A 17,585-nucleotide genomic window follows, 5' to 3' on the forward strand; every position below is an offset into this window, starting at 1 on the left:
AGAATCATCTTTTGACAGAGAGGATACTGAGTCCTGATTTTTATTTTTTATTTCTCTTATTTCATCCGCTTCTCCAACACCGTAATCCCCTGATACAAAATTGCCGAAACAATACAAAGAATAACGATTGACATGACTACCAAATCCATCTTGAAGACCTGGCTGCCATAAATGATCAAATATCCAAGTCCCTTATTTGCCGCCAAAAATTCGCCGATTATAACGCCGACGAGGCATAGTCCGATGTTTACCTTCATATTGCTGATAATCAGAGGCACGGAGCCGGGCAGCAGAACCTTAGTGAGTACATCTTTTTTGGTTCCGCCGAGGGAATAGATGAGCTTGATCTTATCCGGGTCTGTCTGCATGAAACCTGTGTGAAGCGTCATGATACAGCCAAAGACGGCCACAGAGATAGCGGCCACGATAATAGTCTTTATGTTGTTGCCCAGCCATACGATCAGGATTGGGGCCAGAGCCGATTTCGGAAGGCTGTTGAGCATGACGAGATAAGGCTCTAAAACCTCGGATACACTGCGGCTGGACCATAACAGAATCGCGGTCGCAAGACCGACCACGACGACGAGAGCAAAGCTTACCAGTGTTTCCATAACTGTGACGCCGGTATGGAGAAAGATTGTGCCATCCTTCACCATGCTTATAAAACAAATGGTCATTCTGGAGGGAGAACTGAAGATGAAATCATTGATAATGCCCAGTCTTGCGCACAGCTCCCACAGAGCGAGAAGGAGCACCAGCAGCATGATGCGCAGAATCCGGACATTCCGGCGGTGTAGCATTTCTTTAGCGATGAATTCCTGTTGTGCCAGTGTTGGATGTGTCTCAATCATGGGTCTGCAGCTCCTTCCATACCTGATTAAAATAAGTGGAGAATTCCGGAGTATTTCGGCGTTCCAACGGCCTTACATAGCCCTCTCCAAAGGAAACAGGGACGATGCCCTTCATTCTTCCCGGCCTGCTTGTCAGAATGATGACCCTGTCGGCGACACTGATGGCCTCCGATAAGTCATGAGTGATCAGAATGGCTGTCTTATGGGTACTTTTTATGATCGAACTGATATCATCGCAGACGGCCAGTCTCGTCTGGTAATCCAGAGCGGAAAATGGTTCGTCTAATAAAAGAAGGTCCGGTTCCAGGGCCAGTGTACGGACGAGAGCCGCACGCTGCCTCATACCTCCGGACAGCTCAGACGGACGGGCGTTTTTAAAGGCCTCAAGTCCGTAAGTATTTAACATCTCGTGTAATTTCTTTTTGGAACTGTCGTTCAGTTTCTTCTGAATCTCCAGCCCTAATTCGGCGTTGCTTAAGATGGTACGCCATTCGAATAAATGGTCCCGCTGCAGCATATATCCGATGCCCGCACCGGAATTTGTACGCGGGACTCCGTCAATGATAATTTCTCCTTCATCCGGTTCGATAAGACCGGATAACATGGACAGCAGGGTGGATTTACCACAGCCGGATGGCCCGACGATGGCAATGAATTCCCCGTTATCTACCGTAAATGATATATTGGAAAGGGCCAGAGTCTCACCCTCGAGGGAATGATAGGAGTAGCTGACCCCACAAACTTCCAGTTTTGGCTTCATGGGTCCTCCTTGTATAACAGATTTATCTGATATAGTGTTATGATATGTACAAAGTCCGGGAAGTTGCAAGTACGGAACAGAAGTTTGGAAGCGGAGTCAAAATGGATCGGAGCAAAAGAGATGAAAAAGATAATTTATAATAATAAGTAAATAATGCTAAAAAAGATACAAAAAACTTAGAAAAAGTTAGAAATATCAAAGCCAATAAAATAAAAACGCCTATATTGATTTTAAAATATAATTATATTACATACTGGATCAATAATATAATTGTTCAAAATACACAAAAATAAACCTGAAATATTAGGAAAATAAGCAATATCAATTTCATATTCTCTTCTTTATAATAATTATAAAAAATAATTAATTAAAATGAAAAAGAAAAGGGGAGGATGCCTTGTTTAAAAGAAGAACATACCTGGCAGTCTTTGCAGCAGTGGTTATGATATTTATTTTAGCAAAGCAGTTAAACGAAGAAAAGGCACCGCTTACCATAAATGGTGATCCGGTATCGGAAGAGGAACTGGCTTTCCATGACGGCAGTCTGGAGCGCACAGTGCGCTCCAGGGAAATATGGAACTGGGCGGCAGAAGGCGGTATGGCTGATGAGTTTTCCTATGATGATTTGATACAGTCATTGGAAAATGAAAATAGAGAGAGAAAGAGGCTTCAGTCTGAAGGCGGGGTCCTGTATGGCCCGGTTGAATATACGCCGCTTCAGTATTACCGCAGACTTACGGGGGAGCGGGAACGGATGCTGCGCACCCGCATTCTGGAGGAAACGGATTCATCTGAGCTGATCCGCTATTACGAAACTCATCAGGAAAATTATATGGACGTGGACACGATTGAAGCAGAATATACCATTCGGCAGGAGGGACGCACCACATACGAAGGAAATGTGGTTCTGGAGGCAGAGAGTATGCGTGGGCTATCGGAATCGGATGAAGAGCTGGCAGAACATCTGCTGCAGTTGGAGGAAGGAGGACAGTATCGCTGGACTGGAAAAAATGGGGAAGACAAGCTGTTACATTGTGTCAGGAGAGAAAAGGGAAGAGTCATTCTATTTGAGGAAGTGGCAGGAGCGGTTGCGGATCAGTACGCCGCGGAACGGTTTGAACAGGAATTGACAAAGCGGATTGCGGACTGCAAAGTCAGTGACCGGAGGCAAAAATGAATAACAGGAGGATGGTTATGAGGTATACAGGGAGAAGAGTTTGCTGCGCACTGCTCAGTGCAGTGCTGATCACCGGGGGACTGCCGTGCGGTGCAGGCGCCACTGGATTTCCAGGGCGCATGACGGCCAGGGCGGCAGTTGGAACAGAGAGTCTTAAGGACGGAAAAGCCACTCTGTCGGAAGCGGGAAAAGCCACTCCGTCAGAAGCCACTCCGTCAGAGGCAGAGAAGGCCACCCCGTCAACAGCCATGAGGGCGGAGGCCATGACGCTTTCCCGAATTTTGATGGAAGAGACGTTTGACAACGGTGATGGCTGGAACGTCAATAACACGGCCGTGGTAACTTTCACCGGAGGGCAGGGCGTGATAAAGGGTGGCGGGCCCAATAACCGTATGGGGTCGAAGATGAAGATCCCGGCGAACGATTTTCTGTTGGAAGCGGATTTGATGATCGGAGGCGGAAATACGAACTGCAATGCGAAATTCGGATTTAAGGCGGCGGAAGGCTATGACGGGGACCGGCTGCAGCTGCGTTTTGATTTCCCGAGGAACCTGGTGTACCTGGAGAATAATGGAGGAACCGTATATAATTCTGTTCATTTTCCGGCCTTAAGTCAGGGGGAGTACCAGCTCGCCATAAAAGTAAGCGGAGGGAAGATTACCGCATACCTGGACGGTGAGGAAATCATTACAGCGGAAAATGATGAAATTGCGGAAATGGAGCAGGGCTATATCGTAATCGCGGGCCAGTATCCGGCCCAGGATTTCGCTGTGGACAATCTCGTGGTTTCCACAGATGAAGCGCCGCAGGGAGAAGAGTATACCGTCACTCTAAAAACAGTGACCGACGGAGTGGATGACCTAGCTGGAACAACCCGCGGCGGAACGCTGACAGCGGACCGGCAGACCGGCTACTCAGGGGATACGATCACACTGCAGGCAAAAGCGAAACACGGGTATGTATTTGATCATTACGCATCCTGGGGACAGGATGGGACACCGACGGACGGGCTGATGCCCATCATTAACCACAAGTTCCAGTTAAATGAAAAGTTTGGAAATGTGACGGTTGCTGCCTATTTTAAGACACGGGAGCCGGGAAAAGACGAGATTTTCTTCGATGACTTCGGAGCGGCGCTGAATGAAGACGGGCAGTATGGTTTCATCAAAGACGCAGATCGCGCAAAAATCACAGATGAGGAACTGATTCTGGATGCTCAGGCTGGAGAAGCCAACTGCGTTCTGGTGGATCCAGGTGTGTTTGATCAGCTGGCGAAAGGCGACGGCTACCGGATTTCCGTGGATGTACGCAGGGCCGGAGCCAACAACGGAACTCTCCAGATCGCCTTTGCAGGAAATGGAAAAGCATTTGATGAACGTTATGTATTGGCGGTAAATTCCCAGGGAAGCGCCATGTTCCGAAGGTTTCAGGACGGTAAGAACGATGAATTGAAGAAATGTGCATTTCAGCTGACCAGTGCATTTTCCCATGTGGAGATCGAGGTAAATGACGGGAAAGCCGTACTTCTAATTGACGGAACAGAAAAAATGGTGTTGGAAGATAACAGTGGCGAATGGTCAGGCATGGCTCCCGGAGCGGGACTGTTTAATATGAGCGCCGGAGCACCGGTGATCTTTGACAACCTTATGATTGAACGGATTCTTCAGAAAAAAGATGTGGAAGTGGTTTCCATTTACCAGGGTGAGGTGGATTCTGCATATAGAACAGGAGCGGCATCTGCAAATGTGAGTGAAGCCTCGGAGGGAGAACAGATTACGCTGTCTTCTGTGGCCAAGGCGGGGTATCGTCTGAAGGAGTATCAGGCAGAGGGGGCCCCGGATGTCGTGGTGATTGGTGATACGCTTACCGTGCCGGCCGGGGATTACCAGACTCTGAGAATTATGGCGGTGTTTGAAGAAGATACGTTAAGGAATCCGCAGACCTTCTATATTGATTCAGAAACGGGAGATGATACCGCTGCAGGAACTTCTGAAGCGGAAGCATGGAAAACCCTTGGAAAAATGAAACAGTACGGCACTTTTGTTCCCGGTGACCAGGTCCTTTTAAAACGCGGCAGCGTGTTCCGGGAGCAGCAGCTGGTATTTAACGGCATGGGCAGCGAAGCGGCGCCGATTATAATTGGCGCTTATGGTGAGGGAGAGCTGCCGCGCCTTGACGGAGGAGGAGCGGTGGAAAATGTAATCTCTCTGTTTAATCAGGAGTACATAACCATATCTGATTTGGAAATTACCAACCTCTCTGCCGGATATCAGACTGATTTCGGGCTAAACAACAGCAATAACCGGTCAAAGGCTCTGAGGGCTGTAAACGTGTCCATCAAGGATTTCGGAACGGCGTCCGGTATATCGATTACGGACTGCTACATTCACGATATCAACGGCAATATTAACCTTAAATGGAACGGAGGTATTTTCTTCGATGTACAGGCGGATATCCGGGGCGGAAAGCTGACCGGAGTTCCGAGCAGATACGACGATGTGCTGATCGCCGGCTGTACCTTTGAACGTGTGGACAGATCGGGAATCAAGATTGTCAGCTCTTCCTGGTGTAACCAGTGGGAGAAGAATTCTCCGGGAGTTCCGGTGAACTGGTATCCTTCCACCAATGTGGTGGTGAGAAACAATTATATGGAAAAGATCGGCGGCGACGGAATTACAGTGCGGGATACCGATGGGGCCCTGATTGAACACAATCTGGTGCGCGACTGCCGTTACCAGAACACGGGCTATAATGTAGGAATCTGGCCATTTGAGGCGGCTAATACGGTGATTCAGTATAATGAAGCCTATGATACGCACAGTGTACAGGACGGCCAGGGGCTGGACTGCGATCACGCCTCCTCCAATTCCGTCATGCAGTACAATTACAGCCATAATAATGAAGGCGGCTTTATGCTGATCATGGGAGGTTATCCCCACACGGGGGCTACAATTCGTTACAATATCAGCCAGAATGACAGGGACAAGGCCTTCGAGTTTGCCCAGGGATGTCCGAATGGAACGATGATCTACCAGAACACCATTTACTCGGACCGCACCATACCTAAAGGTGTTTTCTATCTGTCCAACACAGGCGCCGGTTTGGGCGTGAATGAAATCTATGCGTTCAACAATGTCTTCCAATATCCGGAAGGACAGGTATTCTACGGTGAAAGCGGAGATACGGCGAAACTGAAAGACCATTTAAAACTGTATAACAACGCTTATATCGGAGGAATGGAGGCACCGGACGGAGATTCGAAGGCAATAAAAGCCGATGCGGCCGGGATGAAGGCCCCGGGCACTGCGCCGGAAATCAATCAAACGCAGCAGCCTGTGACAGGAAGTTCAGGCAAACTGGACGGCTATCAGCTGACCGAAGGTTCCATGCTGATTGACGCCGGCGTGACAATGGAAGAGGCGCTGATATATTTCGGAGGCGGAGAACCGGTAGACGGAAGAGAATATTCTCCGAGGGAACTTTACGAGGAAGCCAAGAGCGGCAGAAGTATTGACTATGTGGTGGGGACGAATTTCCCGAAGATAGACGGTGTGGAATATAATAGGGATTTCTTTGGAAATGAGAACCTTGCCGGGCAGCGGCCGGATATCGGAGCGATGGAGTTCGGCGGAAAGACGCCGGGGAATCCGGATAACCCGGACAACCCGGATAATCCAGATAACCCGGACAACCCAGACATCCCGGATAATCCAAGCAACCCGGATAATCCAGATAACCCGGATAATCCAAGCAACCCGGACAGTCCAGATAACCCGGACAATCCAAGCAACCCGGATAATCCGGACAACCCGGATAATCCAGACAACCCGGATAATCCAAGCAACCCAGATAATCCGGATAACCCAGGCAACCCAGACAACCCAAGCACCCCGGATAATCCAAGCAACCCAGATAATCCAGGCAACCCGGACAACCCAAGCAACCCAGACAACCCAAACACCCCAGCCCCTCCCTCCTCTGACAACGATTCCACCACCACCTCAGAGATCGGGAAAAATTCATCAAATTCCATTCCGGAAACGACAGGAAGCTGGACAAAATCGGAGCGCGGATGGAGCTTCTGTCACCCGGATGGAACACCTTACCAGTCGGAGTGGATTTACAAAGGAAAGCAGTGGTACTGGGTCGGTGAAAACGGAATGATGGCGGAAGACTGGAAGTATATCGGCGGCTCGTGGTACTATTTCATGCCTCAGTCCGGGGCCCTGGCAACCGGCTGGATCAAGGCCGGAGAGCAGTGGTACTATCTGGATAAAGACGGCCGCATGCTGGCAGACACGGTAACACCGGATGGATACCGTTTGGACAATACAGGAGCCTGGATCACAGAAAGCAGGTAACAGTATAGCAAAACAAAAATAGCAAAACCAAAATAGCAGAACCAAAATAGCAAAATCAATCCCCCAATCCCCGCGTAACGTTACCCGTCGCGCGGGGATTCCTGACAGATTTTATACTGCTTTCTTAAGAATGCTTAAGGATACGTCCGGGTGATGGAAAATAAAAGACAGCCGGGTTATAATTACCTCGGAGGTGCCGTGATGAAGAAAATACTATTTGCAGACGACGATCCTGAGATAAGAGAGGTTGTAAGAATATTACTGACAAGAGAGGGCTATGAGGTGGTGGAGGCCGTCAATGGAATCGAGGCGGTTGAAAAGGCGGATCACACGATTGATTTAATCATTCTGGATGTGATGATGCCGGGATGCTCCGGTGTGGAGGCGTGTGGGGAGATCAGAAAGAAATCATCGGCCCCCATCCTGTTTCTGACGGCCAAATCCAAGGACCGGGACAAGGAAGAGGGATTTGCGGCAGGAGGAGACGACTATCTGGTGAAGCCATTTTCCAGTGTGGAGTTAAAGGCCAGAGTCAATGCCATGCTGCGCCGCTACTGTGTATATAAAGGAAAGAAAGGAACGGAGAGAGAGGTGATCAGCCTGCCGGGGCTGGAAATCTTCGCGGATACGGAGGAGGTCAACAAGAACGGGGAACGGGTTCTGCTGACCGATATCGAGTACCGAATCCTGCTCCTTCTGGCAGAGAATCGTAAGAAGACGTATACCACACAGGACATTTATGAGGCGGTCTGGAATGAGCCGTTTCTATTTTCGTCGAACAACACCGTGATGGTCCATATCCGGAATCTGAGAAAAAAGCTGGAGGATGATCCCCAGAATCCGCGCTGCATCCGGAATGTGTGGGGAAAGGGGTACCGCATTGATTAAACGGCCCGGCAGAAAACAGAAAATATCATGGAAAAACAGACTTTGGGCGGAGCTAATGGCCTCGGTGGCCATCGCCATGGCGGCGGCATTTCTTCTCTATATGGGAATACATACGACCGCCTATGACTGGATTGACAGGACGCAGAATACTCAGGAAGCCTATGTGCAGCAGAAGGTGCGGACGGAGGAAGCACTGCAGCAGTATATTAAGGATAAGAACATCGCTCTCTCCGATTTGAGCCCGCTGGACGAGTGGGTCGAAAGGGAGGCGTATGTGGCGATGGTCATTTACCGTTTCGGGCGTGTAATCTATTCCTCGTATCCCTTTGATGTGGAAGATGTGATCGTTTCAGAAGAGGATGCGGCTGAGGCGGAGGTTATGCCGGTGTCGGATGACAGTGCGTATACTTTTACTTTTGCAGACGGAACTGCGTCTGTGCTTTTGATGCCGTTTTATGAATACCGCTATTACCAGTGGGCGGACCGGATCTCTGTGATCTGTGGATTCCTGCTCTTTATCACCGTATTTCTGCATTTGATACAGAAAAAGACTTCCTACATCGAACTCCTGAAGAAGGAGCTTCAGATTTTGGAGGGCGGCCAGATGGAGTACGCTGTCTCCGTCAGGGGAAGCGACGAGCTGGGGGAACTGGCAGAAGGGATCAACCGGATGCGGATTTCCATCCTGGAGCGGGAGCAGAAGGAGGCGGGGGCCAGACAGGCCAATCAGGAACTTGTGACTGCCATGTCTCACGACCTGCGCTCCCCTCTCACGTCTCTGCTGGGATATCTGGAGCTGCTGGATGAGGAGGAGACGGAGGACGCCGCCCAGCAGAAGCATTTCATTGCTACCAGCCGGAAGAAGGCCATGCAGATCAAGGAGATGTCAGACCGTCTGTTTGAATATTTTCTTGTGTACGGCAGGGAGGAAAAACCGGCCATGGAGCCGGTGGACGGGTCAGCTCTGTTCCAGCAGACGGTGGGAGAGAGTGCATTTGCACTGGAGGGGCGGGGATTCACGGTGGATTTTCAAATGGAGGAGATGGATGGGATCTACTACGTTTCCGTGGATTTATTCCGCAGGGTAGTGGACAATCTCTTTTCCAACTTGACGAAGTACGCTGCCAGGGAATACCCTGTTACGATTGCCTGTGTGCAGACAAAGGGAGGTGCCCGGCTTACGATCCACAACCGGAAAAGGACGGATGGCGCCCTGGTGGAGAGTTCAGGAATCGGCCTTAAGACGTGCGGAAAGATTATGAAGGAGCACGAAGGCTCCTTCGAGACAACAGAAGATGAAGACGGGTTTACCGCGACGCTGTTTTTACCAAAAGCATAGCGCCGAGGAAAGAAAAAACGCCGGCTGAAATGGCTGAAAAGTCATTTCGGCCGGTGCTTTTTTAATTCTGAAGAAAACTGAATAAGAGGCCCGGATTATGGAAAAACGCTGCCTTACACGTTATAATGCAGATGAATTTATTCTGAGAAATGAGGGATTACAATTGATGAACAGACGATTATTTGCAGCTTCGACGGCAGCCTGTATCGTGGTTACAGCGGTATATCCGATGACCTCCCTGGCTGCCGTTAATATGGATTTGAAAAAGAAAGTAGTCGGCATGGCCGGGATCATGAATGTGACCAACACGGAAAAAAATGTTACCAGGGCAGAATATGCAAAGATGGTGGTGCTGGCCTCCCCCTACGGCAGCTCGGTGCCGCCGGAAGGCAGCAGCTCCGTCTTCGCGGATGTCGGAAAGGATCACGCCTACGCCTCCTATATCAAAACGGCGGTGGAAAAAGGCTATATGACGGGTTATCTGGGCGGCGTGTTTAAACCGGACCAGAACGTCACACTTCAGGACGCGGTCAGAGGCATTCTGGCACTGCTGGGGTATAAGGATGAAGATTTTGCTGGCAGCCAGGCGGGAGGAAGGATTTCCCAGTACCGCTTTTTGAAGCTTGACGAGAACGTGAACCGGGAGGCGGCAGAGCTGCTGGCGAGAGGGGACTGTATCAACCTGTTTTATAATCTGTTAAAGACAAAGCCGAAAGATGGCGGCGATATCTACGGCAAACTGTTCGGATGCGAGCTGACCTCCGATGGAGAGATCAATCCTTTAAAGATGGCGGACAACGGTTTGAAGGGCCCCAAACTGGTTCGCAGTAAGAGAAGCTTATCCAGCTATATTCCATTTAAGCTGGATAAGGCCAATGTGTTTATCAACGGCGAGTCCTCCACGGTCTCGGCACTGAAAGACGCAGTGGAGAGCGGCGGTGCGGTGCTGCTTTACTATCACCCGGGAGCAAAGAGCATCTGGGCCTACACGGAGGATTCGTCGGACAGCAGGCGCGGAATCGTCCGGGGAACGGTCTCCAACATCTATTATACCTCCGTGGACGTGATGTCACCCAGCGCCGTGATGCTGGAGGAAAGCGGGGAGCAGTATCTGCTCACCAGTTCGGAGATGCAGTTTGCGTTCTCCATGTACGGGAACGTCCGGGTCGGGGATACGGTCACACTGGTCTATGAAAAGACTGTGAAAGAGGACGGAACAGAAACGTACACGGTATTGGATTATTTAGAAGACTGACAGGAGAACGGCCATGAAAAACAGGAAAAAGAAGAAAACGGTAATCATTGTGGCAGCGGCGTTTGTGCTTTTGGCAGCGGTGGGAACCGCGGCCTTAAGGAATCATGGGCGGAGCACCGGGGCAGGCAAGGGGACAGAGGTGATGACCGCGCCGGTGACGCGGCAGGACATCAGCTCCAGACTCTCCTCCTCGGGAGTGCTGAAGCCGAGGAATTCCTATCAGGTATCCTCACTGGTGGAGGGCGAGATCACCAGCGCCGATTTCGAGGTGGGGGATCAGGTGGAGAAGGGCCAGGTGCTTTACCGGATCGATGTGAGCAACATGGAGGAGGAGATGAAATCTGCACAGAACTCCGTGGAAAGGGCGGCGAGGAATCTGGAAGACGCCCAGAAGGATTATTCCAGAGCCCAGGGCCGGTTTAATGACGGCGTTTTCCACTCCGGGGACAGCGGATATATCAAAAAGATCTACATAAAAGCAGGCGAGACGGTAAGCAGCGGAACGAAGATTGCGGATATCGAGGACGATTCTGTCATGCGGCTGAAGGTTCCCTTCCTTTCCGCGGAAGCGGCGGCCATCGGTGCGGGAAGTGCGGCCCTTGCCACTCTGTCTTCCACGGGAGAACAGATACCGGGAACCGTGACCGCAGTCAGCGCAAAGGATGAGACGCTGACGGGCGGCCGGATTGTGCGCTACGTGACCATTGAGGCGGCCAATCCGGGCGGTTTAACCACGGAACAGTCGGCGACTGCGACGGTGGGCGATTACAGCAGCAGCCTGGAAGGAACCTTCAGCCCGGTAGTCGAGACGATACTGAGTGCGGATTTGCCGGACAGTGTGACTGTGGAACAGCTTCTCGTCTCAGAGGGCGATTACGCGGCAAAGGGGGCACCCATCTTCCGTTTCGACCGGGAATCGGCGGATAAGCTGATGAGAAGCTTCCGGGAGAAGCTGGACAGCGCAAAGGATGCCATGGATTCCGCCAATAATAAGATCCAGAGCACGAAGAACAGCATGAATAACTACACCATCACGGCGCCCATATCGGGAACAGTCATCCGCAAGAATATGAAGGCCGGTGACAAGATCACCAGCAAGACAAGCGGCGACGGGGCGATGGCGGTGATTTACGACCTCTCAGCCATCACATTTTCCATGTCCATCGACGAGTTGGACGTATCGAAGGTGAAGGCGGGACAGACGGTGGAAATTACGGCGGAGGCGGCCGGCGATGCGGCCTTTCGGGGGACTGTGGAAAATGTGAGCCTGGAAAGCACCAATAACAACGGAATTACCACGTACCCCGTCTCCGTTACGGTGAAGGACCCGAAGGGACTTCTGCCGGGAATGAACGTCAACGGAAAGATACTTCTGGAGGAATCGAAGAATGCGCTGGTCATCCCGGCCGCCAGCCTGATGAGGGGAAATGTGGTCTATGTAAAGGACCCCTCGGTGAAGGAGGCGAAGGGGGAGGTGCCCGCCGGATTCAGAGAGGTGACGGTGGAAACGGGAATCATGAACGACGAGCAGGTGGAGGTCACATCGGGCCTGTCAGAGGGGGATGAGGTCTATCTGGTTCAGAGCTTCGACACTGCTCCAGGCAGTGAATATATGGGAGAAGAAATGGCGTTAGAACCATAATAGGAAAGGAGGAACGGCTATGGGCCCTTTAATTGATTTACAGGATATCTATAAAATATACGAAATGGGGGATGAGGAGGTGCGGGCCAACGACGGCATTTCCCTCTCGATTGAAAAGGGAGAGATGACAGCCATTGTGGGAAAGTCGGGAAGCGGAAAATCCACGCTGATGAACATTATCGGAGCGCTGGATGTGCCCACCAGCGGGACGTACCATCTGGAAGGCGAGAACGTGGGGGAGATGACAGACAACCAGCTGGCAGATATCCGCAACCGGCTGATCGGCTTCATCTTTCAGCAGTACAATCTGCTGACGCGCAGCACGCTTCTGGAAAATGTGGAGCTGCCGCTTATCTACGCCGGAATTGACGGAGAAGAGCGGAGGGAGCGCGCGATGGCGTCACTGAAGCGGGTGGGGCTGGCGGATAAGTATAAGAATCTGCCGGGCCAGCTGTCCGGAGGCCAGCAGCAGCGAGTCTCCATCGCCAGGGCACTGGCGGGGAATCCCTCCCTGATCCTGGCCGATGAGCCGACCGGAGCCCTGGATTCCAGAACGAGCCGGGAAGTTCTGGACTTTTTAAAGCAGCTGAACGAAGAAGGAAATACCATCGTGATGATTACCCACGACAACTCCATTGCCCTGGAGGCAAAGCGGGTGATCCGGATTCACGACGGCCGGATTAATTTTGATGGGGATGTGAACGACTATGCGGCAGTCATTTAAAATGGCAATCAAAAATATTCTGAGCAACAAGATGCGTTCCTTCCTGACCATGCTGGGAATCATCATCGGGGTTGCTTCGGTCATCATTCTGGTGGGGCTGGTGGAAGGGCAGATGAACTACATCAGAGCCAGCTTCTCAGACATGGGGACCAATCAGCTTCAGGTACAGCTGACCAATACACCCACCAGGTCGGTCTCCCCCCAGGACTTATATGCGTTTTACGATAAAAACAGGGCATATTATAAGGAGATATCTCCGCAGGTCCCTGTGAAGGCGACGATCAAGCATAAGACTGATAAGCTGACGAAAACCAGGATTACCGGCGTCAGCGAGCAGTTTTACGGCATTGACGCGAAAAAGCTGGAGGCGGGCCGGTATATCCAGTATTCGGATATCGCGTCGAGACAGCCTGTCTGTGTGCTGGGGTATTTTACCGCCACGCGCCTGTTTGGAAGCGCTGAGGCGGCGGTGGGGCAGAGCGTACGGTTTGACGGAAATGTGGTCAAGGTGGTGGGCGTGCTGCAGCGCCGGGACAAAGACGAGCTAAAGCAGGGCGGTCCGGATGACCGCGCCCTTCTGCCATATACCACGGCGCTCTTAATGAATCAGAATGCCGATGTCTCCGAGTATATCGTAACGGTGGATAAGGTGGAGGAGATTGCAGCAGCCAGAATCCTTCTGACCGTATTTCTTCAGGGGCGGTATAAATCGCCGGACTATTTCTATATCGGTTCCATGAGCGAGATGTTAAAATCCATGGAGTCCACCATGTCCATGATGTCCGCCGCACTTGGAGGAATCGCGGGGATTTCCCTTCTGGTGGCCGGCGTCGGCGTGATGAACATCATGCTGGTATCGGTGACGGAGCGGACGCGGGAAATCGGGATCAGAAAGTCCCTGGGAGCGAAAAAATCCGTCATTCTTCAGCAGTTTGTCATTGAGGCGGCGGTCACCAGCTCCATCGGAGGACTGGTGGGCATCGCACTGGGATGCGTGATCACTCCGGCCGCGGGTAGTCTGATGCATATGAAGGCGTCCGCCACAATACCGGCTGTTCTCGTTTCCTTTGGAGTTTCCGCGGCGATCGGCCTGGTCTTTGGGTATATGCCGGCGAGGCGGGCAGCAGGTTTAAATCCCATCGATGCGCTTCGAAGTGAATAGATAAGCAGGAAATGTTGCACACAGCGGACTGGAAATGAGGTGAAAATGGCGTAAATACGACGGTTTTACGGGGAAAGTTTAAAAAGACCTTGCAATGGCTGGAAAACAGTGCTATAATCGTAGCGATAACATGATAGATGACTGATAAAGAGTGGGCGAGAGTCCACTCTTTCAATTTTGTGCAGAAAGGTGGGAAGAACATGACAAAAAAAGAGACCTATGAAAAGAAAACGGAAGACTATCTGCTTCCATTGATGGAAGAATATCATTTTGAGCTGGTTGATGTGGAATATGTAAAAGAGGCGGGAAACTGGTATCTGCGTGCTTATATAGATAAGGAAGGCGGAATTACGGTTGATGACTGTGAGGTCGTCAGCAGAAGGCTGGGAGAATGGCTGGACGAGAAGGATTTTATCGAGGACAGCTATATTCTGGAAGTGAGTTCACCGGGGCTGGGAAGGCCGCTTAAGAAAGATAAGGACTTCGACAGAAGCATCGGAGAAGATGTGGATATTAAATTGTACAAACCGATGAATAAACAGAAGGATTATACGGGTACTTTAAAAGCATATGATAAAAATACCGTGACTGTCACGGTGGAAGACGGGACCGAGCTTGTATTTAACCGCCCGGAGATCGCATTAATCCGGCTGGCATTTGATTTCTAAACAGTATGATGGATGAGAGTAGGAGGATAAAAAAATGAATAAGGAACTGTTAGAAGCACTGAATATTCTGGAAAAAGAGAATAATATCAGCAAAGATACCCTGCTGGAGGCGATCGAGAATTCTCTTCTTACGGCGTGCAAGAACCACTTTGGCAAGGCAGACAATGTCAAGGTGAGCATGAACCGCGATACATGCGACTTTTCCGTTTACGCGGAGAAGGAAGTGGTGGAGGAAGTGGAAGACCCGCTGCTTCAGATCAGCCTCGCGGAAGCCAAGATGACGGATCCGAAATATGACGTGGGAGATATCGTACAGTGTCCGATCGATTCCAAGAAGTTTGGACGTATTGCCACACAGAATGCGAAGAATGTGATCCTCCAGAAGATTCGTGAGGAAGGAAGAAAAGCCCTGTATAACGACTGGTACTGCCAGGAGAAGGAAGTGGTTACCGGTATTGTACAGAGATATTTAGGGAAGAATGTCAGCATTAACTTAGGTAAGGTCGATGCCATTTTAAATGAGGCGGAGATGGTGAAGGGCGAGGTATTCAAGGCCACGGAGAGAATCAAGGTGTACGTTCTGGAGGTAAAGGATACTCCGAAGGGACCGAGGATTTCCGTATCGAGAACCCATCCGGATCTGGTAAAACGCTTATTTGAATCAGAAGTGGCAGAGGTAAAGGACGGAACGGTAGAGATGAAAGCCATTGCCAGAGAGGCAGGCTCCAGAACGAAGATCGCCGTTAAATCCAACGACCAGAATGTGGATCCGGTAGGCGCATGTGTAGGCTTAAACGGCGCGAGGGTGAATGCCATTGTGAATGAGCTTCGCGGCGAAAAGATCGACATCATCAACTGGGACGACAACCCGGCATACTTAATTGAGAATGCATTAAGCCCGGCAAAGGTTATCTGCGTGGTGGCTGACGAGGATTCAAAGGAAGCTCAGGTTATCGTACCGGATTACCAGCTTTCCCTGGCAATCGGTAAAGAAGGCCAGAACGCGAGACTGGCAGCAAGGCTGACAGGATATAAGATTGATATCAAGAGTGAGACGCAGGCCAGAGAGATGGGATTATTCGAAGAGCTGGGTCTGGATTATCAGGAAGACGGAGGTTACGAGGATTACGAAAGCGATTATCAGGAAGATGGAGACACAGAATACCAGGAGGATTACCAGGAAGACGATCAGGAAGATTACCAGGACGGCGGCTTAGAGGAAGACAGCTTAGAGGAAGACAGCCAGGAAAAATAAAACGGGAAGTGATTGAAACGTGAGTACAAAGAAGATACCGCTCAGACAGTGTATCGGCTGTGGTGAGATGAAAAGTAAAAAAGAGATGATTCGTGTGCTTAAGACGGCGGAGGACGAGATTGTGCTGGATGCGACCGGACGGAAGAACGGGCGAGGCGCATATCTGTGCCCCTCCATGGACTGTTTTAAGAAAGCAGTTAAGAACAAGGGCCTGGAACGCTCCTTTAAGACGGCGATTCCAAAGGAAGTATACGAAACGTTGGAAAAGGAGATGGAGCAGCTTGGATGACAGACAGAAAGTTCTTAATCTGATTGGTCTGGCTACAAAGGCCGGGAAGACTGCAAGCGGAGAATTTATGACGGAGAAATCCGTGAAGAGTGGAAAGGCATTCCTGGTGATCGTGTCGGAGGAAGCATCTGACAACACCAGAAAAATGTTCACCAATATGTGTACTTACTATGAAGTTCCAATCTACTTTTTCGGTAAAAAGAGCGAGATCGGTCATGCAATGGGAAAGGAAATGAGAGCTTCCCTTGTCATTCTGGACGCGGGGTTCGCAAAAGCAGTCGTGAAACTATTGAATACAAATGGAGGTAGTAAGTATGAGAGTATATGATCTGGCAAAAGAACTGGGAAAAGACAGCAGTAAAGAGATACTGGATATCCTGGAAAAGCACGATATAAATTTAAAGAGTTCATCCAATATATCGGATGACCAGGCGTCTATCGTGAGAAAAGCGATGGGCGGAGCTGGAAAAAGCAGCGAAGGAAGGCAGAACACACCGGCGTCCGAGAAACCGGCGGGTGATGACCCGGCCAGAACTGAAGCAGGCGCGGGTGAGCCGCACAAGAAGAAAATAGCAGCAGTTTTCCGTCCGCAGAACGCGCAGATGAAGCCGCAGCGTCCGCAGGGCCAGGGAAACCGCGATGGAAGACCGCAGGGTCAGGGAAACCGCGACGGAAGACCACAGGGCCAGGGCTATCAGGGAAACCGCGACGGAAGACCGCAGGGCCAGGGAAGCCGTGATGGAAGACCGCAGAATCAGGGCGGCAGCTATGAGCAGAGAACCGCTGGAAACACCACGGTATCCGGTCAGAGTGTCCAGCCGCGTGAAGCAGCAGATAACACAGTAAATACGCAGCAGGCACCGCAGAGCCAGACAGCGCCGGTTCAGCCGACTCAGACTCAGCCGGCTCAGACTTCGCAGACACAGGCACCCGCAGGCCAGTCACCGCAGGCACAGCCGCAGCAGACCGACGCGCGTTCCGACCAGAATTCATCTGCAAGACCGCAGGGCCAGGGCTACCAGGGAAACCGCGACGGAAGACCGCAGGGCCAGGGCTACCAGGGCAACCGTGACGGAAGACCGCAGGGCCAGGGAGGTTACCAGGGGAATCGCGACGGAAGACCGCAGGGCCAGGGAGGTTACCAGGGAAACCGTGACGGAAGACCGCAGGGCCAGGGCTACCAGGGAAACCGCGACGGAAGACCGCAGGGCCAG

15 protein-coding genes are annotated in these 17,585 nt (G+C 51.1%); 13 read left to right on the forward strand and 2 right to left on the reverse strand.

The genetic code is table 11. The features are described from left to right. Window positions 1-56 precede the first annotated feature (56 nt). Window positions 57-851: an ABC transporter permease gene (locus ACLTD4_RS07965; RefSeq protein ID WP_055657366.1), complete on the reverse strand. Its 795-nt coding sequence runs from the start codon at window positions 849-851 to the stop codon at window positions 57-59. Next, entirely contained in the window at window positions 844-1,611 is a 768-nt protein-coding gene (locus tag ACLTD4_RS07970) for an ABC transporter ATP-binding protein (RefSeq protein ID WP_002600721.1), read from the reverse strand. The genes ACLTD4_RS07965 and ACLTD4_RS07970 overlap by 8 nt, the downstream gene beginning before the upstream one ends. Before the next feature lie 397 nt (window positions 1,612-2,008). Here ACLTD4_RS07970 and ACLTD4_RS07975 point away from each other — a divergent pair, with 397 nt between their 5' ends. From ACLTD4_RS07975 to ACLTD4_RS08035, 13 genes are all read left to right on the forward strand, one after another. Next, window positions 2,009-2,788: a hypothetical protein gene (locus ACLTD4_RS07975; RefSeq protein ID WP_117620808.1), complete on the forward strand. Its 780-nt coding sequence runs from the start codon at window positions 2,009-2,011 to the stop codon at window positions 2,786-2,788. A 17-nt stretch (window positions 2,789-2,805) separates the two neighbouring features. After that, a complete protein-coding gene (locus ACLTD4_RS07980) occupies window positions 2,806-7,149 on the forward strand; it encodes a right-handed parallel beta-helix repeat-containing protein (RefSeq protein WP_117620807.1) in 4,344 nt (1,447 codons plus the stop codon). A 201-nt stretch (window positions 7,150-7,350) separates the two neighbouring features. Beyond that, window positions 7,351-8,037 carry a response regulator transcription factor gene (locus tag ACLTD4_RS07985; protein WP_002600717.1) on the forward strand — a complete coding sequence of 229 codons (687 nt, stop codon included), beginning with the start codon at window positions 7,351-7,353 and terminating at the stop codon, window positions 8,035-8,037. Further along, window positions 8,030-9,376, forward strand: coding sequence for a sensor histidine kinase (locus ACLTD4_RS07990; RefSeq protein ID WP_181988603.1), 1,347 nt, complete (start codon window positions 8,030-8,032; stop codon window positions 9,374-9,376). Before ACLTD4_RS07985 ends, ACLTD4_RS07990 begins: the two co-directional genes overlap by 8 nt. A 97-nt stretch (window positions 9,377-9,473) precedes the next feature. Continuing rightward, on the forward strand, window positions 9,474-10,631 hold the full coding sequence (locus tag ACLTD4_RS07995) for an S-layer homology domain-containing protein (RefSeq protein ID WP_117620805.1): 1,158 nt from the start codon (window positions 9,474-9,476) through the stop codon (window positions 10,629-10,631). A 13-nt stretch (window positions 10,632-10,644) separates the two neighbouring features. Then, window positions 10,645-12,273, forward strand: a complete 1,629-nt coding sequence (locus ACLTD4_RS08000; RefSeq protein WP_117620804.1) for an efflux RND transporter periplasmic adaptor subunit — start codon at window positions 10,645-10,647, stop codon at window positions 12,271-12,273. Window positions 12,274-12,292: 19 nt separating this feature from the next. Next, entirely contained in the window at window positions 12,293-12,997 is a 705-nt protein-coding gene (locus ACLTD4_RS08005) for an ABC transporter ATP-binding protein (protein WP_002600713.1), read from the forward strand. Further along, the gene (locus ACLTD4_RS08010) at window positions 12,981-14,159 is read left to right on the forward strand and encodes an ABC transporter permease (protein WP_117620803.1); all 1,179 of its coding nucleotides are present in this window, start codon (window positions 12,981-12,983) and stop codon (window positions 14,157-14,159) included. The genes ACLTD4_RS08005 and ACLTD4_RS08010 overlap by 17 nt, the downstream gene beginning before the upstream one ends. Window positions 14,160-14,359: 200 nt before the next feature. Next, the gene (gene rimP / locus ACLTD4_RS08015) at window positions 14,360-14,827 is read left to right on the forward strand and encodes a ribosome maturation factor RimP (RefSeq protein WP_002600711.1); all 468 of its coding nucleotides are present in this window, start codon (window positions 14,360-14,362) and stop codon (window positions 14,825-14,827) included. A gap of 34 nt (window positions 14,828-14,861) precedes the next feature. Continuing rightward, a complete protein-coding gene (gene nusA / locus ACLTD4_RS08020) occupies window positions 14,862-16,082 on the forward strand; it encodes a transcription termination factor NusA (protein ID WP_002600710.1) in 1,221 nt (406 codons plus the stop codon). A gap of 19 nt (window positions 16,083-16,101) precedes the next feature. Next, window positions 16,102-16,371 carry an RNase P modulator RnpM gene (gene rnpM, locus ACLTD4_RS08025; RefSeq protein WP_002600709.1) on the forward strand — a complete coding sequence of 90 codons (270 nt, stop codon included), beginning with the start codon at window positions 16,102-16,104 and terminating at the stop codon, window positions 16,369-16,371. Continuing rightward, the gene (locus tag ACLTD4_RS08030; RefSeq protein ID WP_002600708.1) at window positions 16,364-16,699 is read left to right on the forward strand and encodes a L7Ae/L30e/S12e/Gadd45 family ribosomal protein; all 336 of its coding nucleotides are present in this window, start codon (window positions 16,364-16,366) and stop codon (window positions 16,697-16,699) included. The genes rnpM and ACLTD4_RS08030 overlap by 8 nt, the downstream gene beginning before the upstream one ends. Continuing rightward, the coding region (locus ACLTD4_RS08035) for a translation initiation factor IF-2 N-terminal domain-containing protein (protein ID WP_412331229.1) at window positions 16,686-17,585 on the forward strand (900 nt) is incomplete at its 3' end. The genes ACLTD4_RS08030 and ACLTD4_RS08035, both read left to right, overlap by 14 nt.

This window comes from Hungatella sp., assembly GCF_046966825.1.

Coding starts and splice junctions, on each gene's coding strand:
- ACLTD4_RS07965 (WP_055657366.1), bottom strand. CDS start 851: ATGATTGAGACACATCCAACACTGGCACAACAGGAATTCATCGCTAAA.
- ACLTD4_RS07970 (WP_002600721.1), bottom strand. CDS start 1,611: ATGAAGCCAAAACTGGAAGTTTGTGGGGTCAGCTACTCCTATCATTCC.
- ACLTD4_RS07980 (WP_117620807.1), top strand. CDS start 2,806: ATGAGGTATACAGGGAGAAGAGTTTGCTGCGCACTGCTCAGTGCAGTG.
- ACLTD4_RS07985 (WP_002600717.1), top strand. CDS start 7,351: ATGAAGAAAATACTATTTGCAGACGACGATCCTGAGATAAGAGAGGTT.
- ACLTD4_RS07995 (WP_117620805.1), top strand. CDS start 9,474: ATGGAAAAACGCTGCCTTACACGTTATAATGCAGATGAATTTATTCTG.
- ACLTD4_RS08000 (WP_117620804.1), top strand. CDS start 10,645: ATGAAAAACAGGAAAAAGAAGAAAACGGTAATCATTGTGGCAGCGGCG.
- ACLTD4_RS08005 (WP_002600713.1), top strand. CDS start 12,293: ATGGGCCCTTTAATTGATTTACAGGATATCTATAAAATATACGAAATG.
- ACLTD4_RS08010 (WP_117620803.1), top strand. CDS start 12,981: ATGCGGCAGTCATTTAAAATGGCAATCAAAAATATTCTGAGCAACAAG.
- rimP (WP_002600711.1), top strand. CDS start 14,360: ATGACAAAAAAAGAGACCTATGAAAAGAAAACGGAAGACTATCTGCTT.
- nusA (WP_002600710.1), top strand. CDS start 14,862: ATGAATAAGGAACTGTTAGAAGCACTGAATATTCTGGAAAAAGAGAAT.